Origin of the sequence: Acinetobacter pittii, assembly GCF_034064985.1 — a bacterium.
Taxonomy (GTDB): domain Bacteria; phylum Pseudomonadota; class Gammaproteobacteria; order Pseudomonadales; family Moraxellaceae; genus Acinetobacter; species Acinetobacter pittii_H.
Genome location: NZ_CP139249.1, coordinates 3,593,524 through 3,607,510 on the forward strand (window position 1 = coordinate 3,593,524; position 13,987 = coordinate 3,607,510).

General features: G+C 38.6%; 15 protein-coding genes. 3 read left to right on the forward strand and 12 right to left on the reverse strand.

The genetic code is table 11. The annotated features are described in order from the left end of the window. Positions 1-277 precede the first annotated feature (277 nt). The 8 genes from hvrA to SOI76_RS17235 all read right to left on the reverse strand — a co-directional run bounded on the left by hvrA (position 278) and on the right by SOI76_RS17235 (position 7,030). The gene (gene hvrA, locus SOI76_RS17200) at positions 278-604 is read right to left on the reverse strand and encodes an H-NS family nucleoid-associated regulatory protein (protein ID WP_000801427.1); all 327 of its coding nucleotides are present in this window, start codon (positions 602-604) and stop codon (positions 278-280) included. Positions 605-798: 194 nt separating this feature from the next. Beyond that, entirely contained in the window at positions 799-1,239 is a 441-nt protein-coding gene (locus tag SOI76_RS17205; RefSeq protein ID WP_032055594.1) for an acyl-CoA thioesterase, read from the reverse strand. A gap of 7 nt (positions 1,240-1,246) precedes the next feature. Further along, complete coding sequence (locus SOI76_RS17210; protein WP_205668484.1) at positions 1,247-2,440, reverse strand: heme biosynthesis protein HemY; 1,194 nt, start codon at positions 2,438-2,440, stop codon at positions 1,247-1,249. 9 nt (positions 2,441-2,449) lie between these two features. Next, positions 2,450-3,292 carry a hypothetical protein gene (locus SOI76_RS17215; protein WP_104080728.1) on the reverse strand — a complete coding sequence of 281 codons (843 nt, stop codon included), beginning with the start codon at positions 3,290-3,292 and terminating at the stop codon, positions 2,450-2,452. Between the two features lie 8 nt (positions 3,293-3,300). Then, complete coding sequence (gene hemD, locus SOI76_RS17220; RefSeq protein WP_104080727.1) at positions 3,301-4,068, reverse strand: uroporphyrinogen-III synthase; 768 nt, start codon at positions 4,066-4,068, stop codon at positions 3,301-3,303. A gap of 3 nt (positions 4,069-4,071) precedes the next feature. Continuing rightward, positions 4,072-4,989: a hydroxymethylbilane synthase gene (gene hemC, locus SOI76_RS17225; protein ID WP_205668483.1), complete on the reverse strand. Its 918-nt coding sequence runs from the start codon at positions 4,987-4,989 to the stop codon at positions 4,072-4,074. 100 nt (positions 4,990-5,089) lie between these two features. Beyond that, complete coding sequence (gene algR / locus SOI76_RS17230) at positions 5,090-5,830, reverse strand: LytR/AlgR family response regulator transcription factor (RefSeq protein ID WP_104080725.1); 741 nt, start codon at positions 5,828-5,830, stop codon at positions 5,090-5,092. A 60-nt stretch (positions 5,831-5,890) separates the two neighbouring features. Further along, positions 5,891-7,030 carry a sensor histidine kinase gene (locus tag SOI76_RS17235; protein ID WP_104080724.1) on the reverse strand — a complete coding sequence of 380 codons (1,140 nt, stop codon included), beginning with the start codon at positions 7,028-7,030 and terminating at the stop codon, positions 5,891-5,893. Between SOI76_RS17235 and argH the strand changes: the two genes are divergently transcribed. Beyond that, the gene (gene argH, locus SOI76_RS17240) at positions 7,021-8,454 is read left to right on the forward strand and encodes an argininosuccinate lyase (protein ID WP_104080723.1); all 1,434 of its coding nucleotides are present in this window, start codon (positions 7,021-7,023) and stop codon (positions 8,452-8,454) included. The genes SOI76_RS17235 and argH overlap by 10 nt on opposite strands. 9 nt (positions 8,455-8,463) lie before the next feature. Further along, positions 8,464-8,733: an oxidative damage protection protein gene (locus SOI76_RS17245; RefSeq protein ID WP_000089995.1), complete on the forward strand. Its 270-nt coding sequence runs from the start codon at positions 8,464-8,466 to the stop codon at positions 8,731-8,733. Between the two features lie 304 nt (positions 8,734-9,037). Here SOI76_RS17245 and phoU read toward each other — a convergent pair whose 3' ends face one another. The 4 genes from phoU to SOI76_RS17270 all read right to left on the reverse strand — a co-directional run bounded on the left by phoU (position 9,038) and on the right by SOI76_RS17270 (position 12,772). Then, complete coding sequence (gene phoU / locus SOI76_RS17250) at positions 9,038-9,760, reverse strand: phosphate signaling complex protein PhoU (RefSeq protein WP_000075183.1); 723 nt, start codon at positions 9,758-9,760, stop codon at positions 9,038-9,040. Between the two features lie 105 nt (positions 9,761-9,865). Beyond that, complete coding sequence (locus tag SOI76_RS17255) at positions 9,866-11,197, reverse strand: TolC family outer membrane protein (protein ID WP_104080722.1); 1,332 nt, start codon at positions 11,195-11,197, stop codon at positions 9,866-9,868. Positions 11,198-11,292: 95 nt separating this feature from the next. Next, the gene (ywfM, locus tag SOI76_RS17265; RefSeq protein WP_104080721.1) at positions 11,293-12,198 is read right to left on the reverse strand and encodes a DMT family transporter; all 906 of its coding nucleotides are present in this window, start codon (positions 12,196-12,198) and stop codon (positions 11,293-11,295) included. Continuing rightward, entirely contained in the window at positions 12,191-12,772 is a 582-nt protein-coding gene (locus tag SOI76_RS17270; RefSeq protein WP_104080720.1) for a TetR/AcrR family transcriptional regulator, read from the reverse strand. Before SOI76_RS17270 ends, ywfM begins: the two co-directional genes overlap by 8 nt. 108 nt (positions 12,773-12,880) lie before the next feature. Here SOI76_RS17270 and SOI76_RS17275 point away from each other — a divergent pair, with 108 nt between their 5' ends. Then, a complete protein-coding gene (locus SOI76_RS17275) occupies positions 12,881-13,966 on the forward strand; it encodes a hypothetical protein (RefSeq protein WP_205668482.1) in 1,086 nt (361 codons plus the stop codon). The last annotated feature ends 21 nt before the right edge of the window (positions 13,967-13,987 follow it).

Here is a 13,987-nt window from a genome sequence, read left to right on the forward strand (position 1 = left end):
ACATTATGCATACTTTTTCAACATCGCCAATTCACTTCATATAAAAAAACCAAGCAATCGGGCTTGGCTTCGGTATTGAGACTATAAGTTGAACGTATGACAAAATCATGAAAACTTAGCGCTCAATGAATTAAATGTATATTTGATCTCAACAATTCATTTAAAGAGCAATTTAAACACTCAATTTTTTAAATAATATTTATAGCAAAATATTGAGATATTTTTATCAATAAAAAAGCCAAGCAAATTTGCTTGGCTTTTTAAATCGGCACTACGATTAGATTAAGAAATCTTCTAGTTTTGCGCCTTTTTCAATTTCAGCAACTAACCAGCGTGGTTGTTTACCGCGACCAGTCCAAGTCTCTTCAGCATTGTTTTTGTTGCGGTAACGAGGCTCAACAGATTTACGAGTTGTTTTCTTACGTTTTTGAGCACCAAACTCAAGAAGTTGTTCAACACTGAAACCTACATTTTCAGCAATCTCGATAATTTGATTATAAGCATCTTCGATTGCTTGATCTTTTTTACTTGCAATTAAAGCTTCTGCTTCTTCTTGTAAGCGTTTTAACTCTTCAACAGATAATTCACTGATATCCGGCTTCATTAATAAATACTCCAGTCTTACAGACAATTCAAAATAATACAGACAAAATTTAAAAACATAAGATCAAGACCAATATTATTTATAATCTATTCAATAAGCAATAGTTTGAAAGCCGTGTTCATCAGAATAACTAAAAAAATTACCTTTTAATTACATTATCAATTATAAATGAAATATATTTTATTAATATTTATTTAAGATAAATGTATTAAGTCATGTCCTACTGATTTTTCTAGTTCAATAATTTTTTGTTTTATCTCCTGAGGTATTTCACATTTTCGTTCTGTTAATTTATCCATACATACCAGAACAGCCTCAGCAGTCGCCACGATTTGTTGTTGGGTTTCACTCCACAATATATAAGCCATACGGAATGCGCTATTACGGATCTCTTCCACACGAACTCCTACTTTCAATACATCGGGATAAAAAACAGGTCTTAAATATTTACACTGACTTGAAGCTACAACAGGATATATTTGAGGGGTTAATATATTTATTGCTTCCATATATAAAATACGTGAGCTTTCAATATATCGATAATATTGTACATTATTGACATGACCAAAAGCGTCCATATCTCCCCATGCGACTTTCTGTTCATATATTATCGGGTAGACAGACAGTTCTTTCATTTTTACCTCATATTTTAAACTTTAAAAAATTTGCATCATTTTCAAAGATTAGATTTAACTGTTTGATTAACACTTCATCTTCTTTAAGCGTAGACTTAATACGTAAATAGCTCATTAAAATATTATCTGGATATAATGATAATAATGTTTCAGCTTCTGCTTGACGTCCAGTTGCCATATAGACATGCCATTTTGCAAAGGTTAAAACAGGCAAATTCATATATTGATTTTCAAACTGAATAATTTTTTCTTCAACATCGGCATAGTCTGGAACTTGTTTAAGCAACTGTTGCTGAAACCATAGATAAAATACTTCTGGGTCAAACTGCTCTTTTAACAAGTGAAGGGTTAAATCTGCATGTTGCATGCTCATATCAGGCATACGTGCTAATAGTTTTAGCCATAACAACTTACTGCTATAAGGTCGAGTTTGAATTTCAGACTCTAAATCTAAATAACGTTGCTGTAAGGCATGTAAGTCATCAATAGAAGCTTGATCAAATTGTTGAAGAAGTTGCTGCAGCCATAAATCACGATGCTCAGCATCTAATAAGCCATATTTCATGGACCGTAAATATACCCATGGATGTTGCAGCGCTAATTGCCCCCATAAGGCCGTTAATTTTTGCTGGTAGGCAGTTTCTATTTCTTGTAACCAAGGCGATAATTGATGTTGATATAAGAATTCAAGATGAGTTAATGCGCGATCGGCTTCATTTTCGGCTAAAAAGATTTCAATTCGCTGTAACTCAGCCAATTCAAATGCCATAGGTGGTGATTGATCAAGAGCAGCCAAGGCTTTTGGATAGTCGCCATTTAAAACCAGAAACTTGGCATCAATAATATTTTTTAAAAGTCCTGATTGAGTAAAAACACGTTCAATAAATACTCGTTGATCTTCGGCAGCCTCTAATAACCAGACAATACCTAATTGTTCATAGGGGTGAAGGTTTTTAAACTGAAAGATGTTTTCACTTTTTCTTTGCTCACGAGATGAATAACGCTTAACCCACAGCCATATAAGTTGGGCAATAAAGCTCATTACCACAAAAGTAAGGGTTAACCCCCAGACATTTGTTTGCAACTGCAATTGTCGCCAGTAAATATAGACGTATCCCATTCCATAGCCGTAACTCAATAAAGCTAAGGCTGCGAAAAGTATTAAGCTGATGACGAAATAAACCCACAGGAGGTGTTTCATATATCCTCCTTATGAGCCAATTAGCCCAAGTGTAGAGAGTTTAGGAACTGGCACCACAGATAAATGTGCCACTTTAGCAATACGTTTTTTTAACTGCTGACTGGTTGCATCAGGCATTTCATCTAGCTTTTGCATCACAGATTGCAACTCATTTTGATACTCAGTCATTTTTCCTTGATTGAGTGCCTGTTCGGCAATTAACAATCTTAATTGCACTTCTTTAAGCACCACGCTTCGACTCATTAAATTAATAGACGGTGTTTCTACTTTTTCTATACGGAACCATTTTTTCCACCAAGACACAGTCTCGGATTGATCCATTTCAACTTTAGGCTGGGCTAAGGCTTGTTGAATATTCTTATCAATGTTCTGTAATAAATCATCGATTAATTGATGACGTTGATTTTGAGCCAAGGTGAATTGTTGAACTGCCTGCTTATCCTGCTCAAGCGATTGATTCAAGCTATGTTGTAATGCAGGGGCAATTTCATAGTGCACAAGAGATTGCTGTAACTGATTTAATTGATCAACTGCATAAATCAACTGCTGCTGGTCAATCGCAAATTGAATTAAATCTAACTTTTGTTTAATTAAAACTGTAGGTGCAATACCTGTTGGTGGAGCATCCGGTTGAACTACTGAATTGGTTTTATTCCCTGTACTTACGGGTTGATTCTGCAACTGTCGCTGTAAAGCAACCAATTGATCATTTAAATTGGCATAGTGCTGTTCGGATTGCAGCAGACTTTGTTTAAGCTCGGGAACAGTACGAGAAATTTGCCACATATCGTAACTGAGCTTAGCCAACCAAGCCATGCCCAGTAAAATGATGATAGAAACAAGTTTTCTCATACGAATCCTTATAATGCCTGAATGTGATGAATCATCCCCGAAGGCGATAAATTTTCAAGTTGAATAATGTGAAAATGAGCCGGTTGCTGATCACGATACTCTTTAACAATTTGAAAAAGACGAGGTCCTAAAACTAGATATACACAATCAGGTTGTACATTATTTTTTGAACAAAGCTCCAACCAATACTTCCAGCTCGCTTCACTGGTAATTAAGACGAGCCATTTATTTAAATTATAATTTGAATTCTGTGTCAGATGTTTGAATGTAGAATATGAAGCTTCTGGGCACTGCCGATGATATAGAACAAAATTTAAGATCTGAATTCCTTGTTGTTGCAAGGTCTCCATCATAAATTGGCGTCCGCCCTCTCCCCGCCAGAAAGCCACACTCCCCGACTGTTGCATATTGTGCAGAATAGGTAGGTTCAACATCCCTTCAGAAGTTTCAACATCGGGAATATGTGCTTCTATTCCATATTCATTTAAACGATTGGCTGTTGCCTGCCCTACCGCAATCCACTGAATATGTTTTAAATCACTGAGCTTTAGACCGCTTTTTTCTAAATACTTCATGCCCACCTCAACAGCAGTTGGGCTGACCACAACAATAGCTTGTGCTTTAACTAATTGTTGGTAAAGCTGAAGTAAGTGTTCGGAAAAGGGTTTAGCAACGAGCTCTAAAAGAGGTAAAGACTCAACCTGATAACCTTCATTTTGCAAAGCATCTGTTAATTCAGCTGCACGAGAATCAGGTCGAGTATTAATAAACAACATGGTTTAGTAAAGAGCCTTTAATAGCTCACCCGCACCTTGATCAAGTAAGTTTTGAGCAAGGTTTTCACCCAGTTGATGAGCATTGCTAGCTTCATCTGTCAGTTCAGCACGTAATAATGTTTGCCCATCAGGGCTTCCGACACGCCCTTCAATATGGATTTTTCCATTTTGTAGTGTGGCATAACCTGCAATTGGGACCTGACAACCACCTTCAAGATAGGCATTAAAGGCACGCTCAGCACGCACACAGACGTCTGTTTCTTCGTGTAATAATGGTTGAATTAAAGCCAATACATCTTGGTCAGCTGCACGGCACTCTAAACCTAATGCACCTTGTCCCACAGCAGGCAAACTAATATCTGGTGTTAAACAATGACGGATCCGTTCTGACAAACCTAAACGCTTCAAACCGGCACTCGCTAAAATAATCGCATCGTATTGACCTTCATCTAGCTTCGCTAAACGTGTACCAACATTTCCACGCAAGTCAATAATTTGCAAATCAGGGCGTTGTTTTAAAATCTGAGATTTACGACGCAAGCTTGATGTACCGACTTTTGCACCTTGTGGTAAATCAGCGAATGTTTCAAACCGATTTGAAACGAAAGCATCTAAGGGATCTTCACGCTCACAAATCACTGCTAAAGTTAAACCCTCTGGCAAAGCCATTGGTACATCTTTCATTGAATGTACAGCTAAGTCTGCACGCCCATCTAAAAGTGCTGCTTCTAACTCTTTAACAAACAGCCCTTTGCCCCCAATCTTTGCTAAAGGCGTATCTAAAATTTTATCGCCCTGCGTGACAAATTTAACCAATTCCACCGTTAAATCAGGATGAAGCTCCTGTAAACGGGCACGAATATGTTCTGCCTGCCAAAGAGCAAGTGGGCTTTGTCGTGTAGCAATTTTCAAGGTTTTCATAAATTCAAGCATGGGCTGGTCAAACAATACACCCTAAACTTAACTTGATCCCTTAAAATTGCAAGTAAAATCTCGCAAGTCCAAGATCACTCTTTTAAATTTAGAGCTGATGAATTCGCTCTCTAAGCGTAGACAAATGTCGACGGCTCACTGAAAGTCTTTCATCAAGACCGCGTAATCTAACCTGATATTGCCCTGAACTGATCAGCTCCAACCCATCTAAATATGCGACTGCCACCAACGCATTTCGATGAATACGAATGAACTGATCTGCGAATTCGGTTTCAAGCTCTTTTAATGTTTCATCTATTAATACACTGCCATTTTTATGACGCACCGTAACGTATTTCTGATCTGCTAAAAAATAATAGATATTTTCAACAGGAATCAGTTCAACGCCACGGTAGGTTTTTGCGGCAATTTGATGACGCTGTGTTTTTAGATCCTGTAAAAATTCAGGTTGTGGCAAAGCGTTGAGCTGGGCTTGTGTAAGCTGTGTCAATTGACCTAAAGCTTGCTCAAGCTCTACCGGGTCAATCGGCTTAAGAAGATAGGCCTGAGCTTGAGATTTAAAAGCTTCCAATGCATGCTGATCGTAGGCGGTACAAAACACAATCGCAGGTCGAGGATTGAACTGGCTTAACTGTTCTGCACAGACAAGACCATTCATACCTGGCATTTGAATATCAAGTAAGATTACATCCGGTTGATGAAGCCGTGCCTGTTCCAAGGCCTCCTGTCCATGATGAGCCGTTGATACAACTTCATGTCCCATCTTTGAAACTAAACGTGACAATCGTTCCACTGCAAGTGGTTCGTCATCACAAATTAGCACCTTCATTCATCCTCCTTGTCACCGTTAACTTGATCCATTTTTTTATGGTTAACTCTGACTGACTTATTATTTTGTTTGATATTGATAGCTCATAATAGTGGTATATAAGGCTTCACCTTTATAAACCTGAAATCTAACGGTGTTCCCATAATATGCTTTCAGGCGTTGTTTTACATTTTCAAGGGCGATTCCATGCCCTTTCCGTGAATTTATTGTATCGTCTGTATATGGGTTGGTAATGACTATACTGACTTGATTTTGCAATATTTCAACCAATACCCCTATGGTTGCTTTACCCATCATTGGTTCTACCCCATGAAAAATACTATTCTCTAACAAAGGCTGTAATGTCAATAAAGGAATAGTGACCTGTTTTAATTGCACAGGTGAAAGCTCAATTTTCCAATCTACTTTTAAACGCTCCCCCAAACGCACCTGCTCAATCATTAAATATTGTTTACTGAGCTCAATTTCTTCATGCAAACTCACCAACTTTAATTCTTGGAAACTCGCTCGAAATAAACGCGATAGGCTAATGAGCATACTTTCTGCTTTATCTGGATCTATCGCAATTAAACTCACCACATTATTTAGACTATTAAATAAAAAGTGAGGGTGAATTCTCGCTTGCATGGCCTGAATACGAGCATTTAATTCTGCATATTGTTGATGCAGCCACTGCTCCCTGACATATAAATAACGTAAGCAGAAAGCCCCGAGTAATATTCCATAGCTTAGATATAAAGGTACATTGGTAAAATAAACACTCCAGCCCTGTGTTAAAGAAGCATGTTTATTTAAAAGACCAAACTGAAAAAAATTACTCACTAAGGTGGTCAAAACAACAATACTTTGCAGCATGACAAAACCAATAGCCAAAGCAAATTCTTGACGTAAGCTGCTAAAAAAACCTTGAAAGCGTTCAACCAATGCAAAAAACGACAATATTACCCAGTTAATAAAAACGATGTATTGAAAAAGCCTTCCCCCGCTTAAGGCTTGCCAAGACTGTGCTTCAGCCAATGCCAGAACCAATGCCAAAACATTACTTGCGATAATTAATTCGAATAAGTGTTGCCAACGCCCGCTTTTCGTAAAAAAATAGGAGGAATTTTGATTTCGGTATGCTGTAGGAAACAACTTTGTTTGTTGAGCTTCGGCAAGTGATATACTCTTTTTTATTTTACTGAGCCACCATGACCACATCTTCAAATCCCCCTAATTCAGTAACCCCAGACCAAACCTCAGGTATGTGGGGTGGTCGTTTTTCTGAAGCGACGGACGCTTTTGTAGCCGAATTTACCGCCTCTGTTCAGTTTGACCAACGTTTTTATAAACAAGACATCGCTGGTTCGATTGCGCATGCTACCATGCTTGCGAAAGTTGGCGTACTGACAGAAGCAGAACGCGATGACATTATTGAAGGTTTAAGCACCATTCGCTCAGAAATTGAGGCTGGAAACTTTGAGTGGCGCATCGATCTTGAAGATGTTCACATGAACATTGAATCACGTTTGACTCAACGTATTGGCATTACAGGTAAAAAATTACACACAGGCCGTAGCCGTAACGATCAGGTTGCTACTGATATTCGTCTTTACCTGCGCGACGAAATTGATGATATATTAAAATTATTAGAACGTTTACAAAAAGGCTTGTTAGGCTTGGCTGCCAAAAATGTAAATACAATTATGCCAGGCTTTACACACCTACAAACAGCTCAACCAGTAACTTTTGGTCATCACTTGTTAGCATGGTTTGAAATGTTAGTGCGTGACACTGAACGTCTTCAAGACTGCCGTAAACGTGTTAACCGTATGCCACTTGGATCTGCCGCGCTTGCTGGTACAACTTATCCGATTGACCGTGCTTATACAGCAGAACTTTTAGGTTTTGAAGCTGTATCTGAAAACTCGCTTGATGCTGTATCTGACCGTGATTTTGCTATCGAATTTAATGCAGCTGCTGCACTTATTATGATGCATTTATCACGTATGTCAGAAGAGCTCATTCTTTGGACTTCTGCACAGTTCAAATTTGTGAATATTCCTGACCGCTTCTGTACTGGTTCTTCAATCATGCCACAGAAGAAAAACCCAGATGTTCCAGAACTTATCCGTGGTAAATCTGGCCGTGTATTTGGTGACTTAATTAGCTTACTTACGCTCATGAAAGGTCAACCATTGGCATACAACAAAGACAACCAAGAAGACAAAGAACCATTATTTGATGCAATCGATACGGTTCGTGGTTCACTGATGGCATTTGCAGACATGATTCCTGCATTGGTTCCAAATATTGAAATCATGCGTGAAGCTGCACTTCGTGGATTCTCGACTGCAACTGACCTTGCTGACTACTTAGTGAAAAAAGGCGTTGCGTTCCGTGATGCGCATGAGATTGTGGGTAAAGCTGTTGCATTAGGTGTTGCGGAAGAAAAAGATTTATCTGAACTCACACTTGAGCAATTACAGCAATTCTCTGACTTAATTACAGCAGATGTGTTTGATAAAGCTTTAACTCTAGAAGCTTCTGTAAATGCTCGCGATCATATTGGTGGAACTTCTCCAAAACAGGTTGAAGCTGCAATTGCGCGTGCCCATATACGTTTAGAACAGTTATACGCTTAAGGATAAAACATGAGTCGCCAAGTATTTTGCCGTAAATATCAAAAGGAAATGGAAGGTTTAGACTTCGCTCCTTTCCCAGGTGCTAAAGGCCAAGATTTTTTTGAAAATGTTTCTAAACAAGCATGGCAAGAATGGTTACAGCATCAAACTACGCTCATTAATGAAAAGCGTTTAAACGTGTTTGAACCAGAAGCTAAAAAGTTTCTGGAAGAACAACGTGAGAAATTCTTCAATAATGATGAAAGCGTAGAAAAAGCTGAAGGCTGGAAACCAGAATAATCGGTTTGTTTTAGCTTACTCATCATTAAAAAGGCGGGTCTATATACATAGATCCGCCTTTTTTTACGTGAAACTTACACAAACATAAAAAGCCTTACATAGAGCGCACAGGACTCTACATGACATCAAAAAGCGAAGAACTTAATATCACTCTATAGCAAGAAGAACACGATCCCTGTCGTGTTTATGCACTTGATTTTCTGTCCTGAACTTCCCCCCAAAGTTCGGGACATTTTTTTATCTATTATTTTAAAAATAAAAAAGCCTTGTTTTAAACAAGGCCTTTAAATATTTCAGCTCAAAATTACTTTTCGTGGACTTTGGCTTCAATTTCTTCAATTTTGGTATGACGAGCATCAAACCCTTTTGCCATATAAATCACTTGCTCAGCAATGTTACGCGCATGATCGCCAATACGCTCTAATGAACGTAAAACCCACATGACATTAATCACACGAGCAATATGGCGCGGGTCTTCAATCATATAGGTCATTAATGTACGTGTTGCTGATTGATATTCACGGTCGATATCAGCATCAGCTAAAAGTACACGTAAAGCTTGATCTGCATCTAAACGCGCAAAAGCATCAAGTGCATCATGAATCATGACACGAACTTGATTACCAATATGACGTGTTTCCATGTAGCCACGCGGTGAACCGCCCTCTTCACACAGGTTTTGTGCAATACGGGCAATTTTCGCTGCTTCATCACCAATACGTTCAAGGTCAGTATTGGCTTTACTCATGGCAATAACCATACGTAAGTCAATCGCTGCTGGATGACGACGTGCTAAAATTAGCGTCAGTCCTTCATCAATATCACGTTCATATTGGTTGACGGCATTATCTTTAAATTGAACATCAATCGCTAAATTTGCGTCTGTATCAAGTAAAGAATGAATTGCATTTGCAACCTGCTGTTCGACCAAGCCACCCATGGTCATAAACTTTGTGTTTACATCTTGCAAATCTTCATTAAATTGAGAAGAAATATGATGGCTTAACACCGGATTACTCGGACTCAAGGGAAGCCTCCAACATGATGGCGCAGGAATAAAATGATTGAGCATTAAAACACATCAATCATTAAGTTTTTATGACAAAATTAAATTTCAGATAAAAGCATTTAATTACTGATAAGTTAACCAGCTATTAAGCTCAACCAGATCTTTTTCACCTAACTGGCCTACCGCAGCTTTTAAACGAAGCACATTCAATAAATAGTCATACTGAGCATTAAGATAATCCTGTTTTGCAGAAAAAGCATTACGCTGCGCCAATAAAACATCAACCATACTTTTTAAGCCTTCGTTATAACTCGCTTTTGAAGCTTGAGAAACTAAAGAAGATGAATCCATTGCAGCCTTTCTTGCTTCAAGTTTGGCTTGATCTGTGTCGACCTGCATAAAGGCACTTTTCACATCGACATTGGCACGGCGGATGGCTGCATCAAGTTGTGCCTGCGCTTTACTGGCTTCTACAGTCGCCTTTTTTATTGATGTTCGGGTCCGTCCACCATTAAATAAATTCCAGTTCATTTCTACCCCGACCTGATCAAATTTTCCGTCAGTCGAAATGAGTGTCTCTGGTGTTTGTTTAGTATAGCCATAACTTGCTACAGCATCTATTTGAGGATAAAGCGCTGCTTTTTCGACACGGCGCTGATCTTCACTATATTTTTGCTGTAAACGGGCTTGCTGGATCTTTAAGTTTTTTTGCTGAGCCAAAGAAAGCCAGTCATTAAGTTCTGCCGGATAAGGCTTTTGAAAACTAAAATCACTGCGCAGTACAGCGAGTTTATCTTGATAAGAACCAATATATTCAGAAAGCTGCTCTTGGGCCAATAGTAATTGAACATTGGTTGAAATATGATTGGCTCTGGCATTTTGATATTGAGCATTTGCTTCACTCACATCACTACGTGCCACCAACCCTTCTTTGAGTTTGGCATTCATCATATTGAGCTGTTCAAGCAAAGCCTTTTCTTCTTGTAAGTATGCAACACTAAGTGCCTGCTGACGCAACACATTAAAATAGGCTTCTGCCACATTTAAAACATGATCTTGTTTTTGCAGTCTTAAGGTAATTTCACTTAAGGCAACCGAAGTTTTAACTTGCTTATAACCTTCCCAAGCATCCATTCGAAATAATGGCTGACGTGCTGTTAAGGTCGCTTGCCGAGTCGTTGAGGTATTACTCACTAAAGCATCAGAAAGCCCTTCTTGATCAACACCTGGAAAGTTTGAACGCTTTACAGTTTGTCGATTACGGGTAATGTTTCCAGACAATGTGACAGTAGGTAATAACGCTCCCGTTGCTAAGCCTAAGTTCAGTTGATCTGCTTCATATTGTTGTTGATTGGCTTGCCACGTCGGGTCATTTTGTTTTGCGCGCTCATAAGCTTCAACCAAATCTAGAGCAAAACTCGAAGATGCAAAACTCCAAAGGCCAACAGCGACCATTAATTTTATTTTCATTGTTTAAATCAACGATAAAACTTGTCCTTAAGACTAAGAAAAATTCAAATCAAACTCAAGCCATTAAAAGTTTTAGTTTTTTAAGCGTTCTTAGTTTTTGACAATATTAAAATACAAATAAAAATCAAAAACATGCCTATCCAACCTACCCATGAAACATGCTCACCCACCAAAACAATCGCAAAAATCGCAGCGACTAAGGGTTCGAATAAAGTTAGGGTCGTCGCTTTGCTGGCATTTACTGTTTTTAGACCAAATCCAAAAAGCAAATAACCTAAAAACATAGGAATTAGCATCATATAACCGGCCACAAGTAGATTGGTTGAGCTTTGTAGTAACCCTCCACCTGTAATCAACAAAGTAGGCAGTAAAATAACCGCTCCACCGCCCATAATCATACCCATTGCAGCTTTAGCAGCAACACCCCGATCTATTAATCTTTTTGCGGCCCATGAATAAAGCGAATAAGTTGTAGCAGCGACCAGCCCAAGAAAAATACCGAAGTATTTATTCCATTGATTTGTACTCTCTTGAACCGCATGACTTTCCCCCATCGATAACATACTTACCCCAAGCACACCGCACAAGAAACTTAGAAACCAAATAGTAGATAAAGCTTTGCGATCAAAGAATCGCTCTAAAATTGCTGCGATTAGTGGAGCAGTACCAATTGAAACCACGGTGCCAATCGTAATGCCTGCATAATACATTGAAGAATAAAAAGCCAAGGGATAAATACCCACCGCCGCTATGCCTAAAAGCAGTATTGAAAGATTTTCCCTTATAAACTGGCGGTTTTCGCGTATTGCTCGTGATGCAACCAAAGCTTGTAAAAGGCCTCCACCGCCCATCGCTACAGCGCCAATAGCAAGTGGGCCAAGTGTCGGTGCAAATGCTGCCGCCGTACCTGTTGTTCCCCACAAAACAGAAGCAACTAAAATTGCAATTGTGCCTCCATAGCTACTATTTTTAATGAGGCTAATCATGTGGACATTCTCTATTTAAAATGTCTTCTGCCATTTGTTTTGCTAATAGAAGTTGACGACTGTTTCCTTCTAAGCCTGCTCGTGCCATAGAACCCTCTAAAAGAAAAGAAAGCTGGGTGGCTACATAGTTAACGCGCTGTGACTCTGGGATTAATTTTTTTAAATGCTCAGCAACAATAGCCTCCACTTCTTCTTTATGCTGCCTTACAGAACTACGCCCTGTACTATTGGCCGGAAACTCAGCCGCAGCATTCAATAACCCACAACCTCGAAAGCCTTTTTCATAGGCAAATTCCGCATGATCTTGATAGGCATCAAACACAGCTAAAATGGCTTGTTTCGCTGTTTTTGTTTTTTCTAAACGTGTTTGATAGAGATCAAGCCACTCTTGATGGCGTGCAGCAATGTAGGCATCAACAAGATCTCCTTTTGAAGAAAAATTATTATAAAGCGACATCTTCGCAACATCTGCTTTAGCCGTAACTGTGTTGATTCCTGTTGCCGTAATGCCATCGTTATAAAACAAGGTTGCCGCTGCATCGAGAATTTTCTGTCTTGCTGTTTTATCATTCATAGTTTTTTAACTAAGTAGACCGACCTACCTAATAATAAAGATTTCTAACAATGATGCAATCTTTTTAAGCGTTATAATTTGAGCAATATTAATTTCTATAAAAGTACAATGATGAAAAAAGTTCTAATAATGAGTATGTGCGGTGCACTACTTTTAGCTGGATGTAATAAAACATCAGAGCAAGATCAGGCTGTATCTAAAGAGCAAAAACCCACTGAGCAAAAGGCCACTCAAAAACAAGACAGTAGCTGCTTACAAATTATGGTAGCTATGCACACGATTAGTCAAAACAGCAAAATAGAAGACTTAAATCAAATTAATGAAAAGCTTAAAACCTATGTTCCTTCTTTAAAAAATCATGAGCAGCTTAAGCTGATTGATGCATCAACTGCCATGTATCAACGTTTTATTAAACAAGACTACACTGAAAAAACAGGTAGAGCGTTTGAAGCTTTTGGCTATGCTGTTTTAGAACATAAACAACAAGACCTTAAAAAGGTGATTCAAAGTCAGAAAAAGCTCTTCGCCCAACTGAGCCCGCGTGATCAATATTTACTTCAATATGAAGGCCAAGCCTACATTGAACTACTCTACCAAGGCGAAGGCATGTTCACCTATCGACGTCAGCCAAACTATTTAGTTGATGTTTTTTCTAAAGCCTTACCCGCGGACCAAAAAGAGTTTTTAACTCGTATGGCGAAAGACAATCAAAATATTTTCTATAACGATGGTGCGTTGGCTATTTCATGGAAAGAGCTCACTGAACGTGCATTATTTTGGGAAAAGTTTATTCAAAAGTATCCAAAAAGCCATTTTATTAGTGATGCAAAACTACTCTTTAACGAATATCGCTATTTTATTTTCTTTGGTCTCGATAATACGCCTGTATCAGATGAATATGCTCCAAACACATGGTTTGATAAAGATGCGCTTCAACAAATTCAGTTTCTATCTACACAAAGCCAATCGAGTTTAGCGAAACCTGCTCAACTATTTCTTAAGTTTATTGCCACGCCTGTAGAGGAGCGCAATAAGCAATTTAAAATAGATTTAACTGATAAGAATGGCGATAAAAAATCAAATTATCAGATGACTCATGAACAACTCGAGCAGCTATTAAAATTAGACTCCCCATGGAACACTGAAGTCTATCGTGACTGCCATATGGATGCGGTTTGTATAGATACAAATTGACAATGCCAGCCAACCTAAAAC

Bases quoted from the DNA above. Each gene is read 5' to 3' on its own strand.
- hvrA (WP_000801427.1), bottom strand. From the start codon at position 604: ATGAAGCCGGATATCAGTGAATTATCTGTTGAAGAGTTAAAACGCTTA.
- SOI76_RS17205 (WP_032055594.1), bottom strand. From the start codon at position 1,239: ATGAAAGAACTGTCTGTCTACCCGATAATATATGAACAGAAAGTCGCA.
- SOI76_RS17210 (WP_205668484.1), bottom strand. From the start codon at position 2,440: ATGAAACACCTCCTGTGGGTTTATTTCGTCATCAGCTTAATACTTTTC.
- SOI76_RS17215 (WP_104080728.1), bottom strand. From the start codon at position 3,292: ATGAGAAAACTTGTTTCTATCATCATTTTACTGGGCATGGCTTGGTTG.
- hemD (WP_104080727.1), bottom strand. From the start codon at position 4,068: ATGTTGTTTATTAATACTCGACCTGATTCTCGTGCAGCTGAATTAACA.
- hemC (WP_205668483.1), bottom strand. From the start codon at position 4,989: ATGAAAACCTTGAAAATTGCTACACGACAAAGCCCACTTGCTCTTTGG.
- algR (WP_104080725.1), bottom strand. From the start codon at position 5,830: ATGAAGGTGCTAATTTGTGATGACGAACCACTTGCAGTGGAACGATTG.
- argH (WP_104080723.1), top strand. From the start codon at position 7,021: ATGACCACATCTTCAAATCCCCCTAATTCAGTAACCCCAGACCAAACC.
- SOI76_RS17235 (WP_104080724.1), bottom strand. From the start codon at position 7,030: ATGTGGTCATGGTGGCTCAGTAAAATAAAAAAGAGTATATCACTTGCC.
- SOI76_RS17245 (WP_000089995.1), top strand. From the start codon at position 8,464: ATGAGTCGCCAAGTATTTTGCCGTAAATATCAAAAGGAAATGGAAGGT.
- SOI76_RS17255 (WP_104080722.1), bottom strand. From the start codon at position 11,197: ATGGTCGCTGTTGGCCTTTGGAGTTTTGCATCTTCGAGTTTTGCTCTA.
- ywfM (WP_104080721.1), bottom strand. From the start codon at position 12,198: ATGATTAGCCTCATTAAAAATAGTAGCTATGGAGGCACAATTGCAATT.
- SOI76_RS17270 (WP_104080720.1), bottom strand. From the start codon at position 12,772: ATGAATGATAAAACAGCAAGACAGAAAATTCTCGATGCAGCGGCAACC.
- SOI76_RS17275 (WP_205668482.1), top strand. From the start codon at position 12,881: ATGATGAAAAAAGTTCTAATAATGAGTATGTGCGGTGCACTACTTTTA.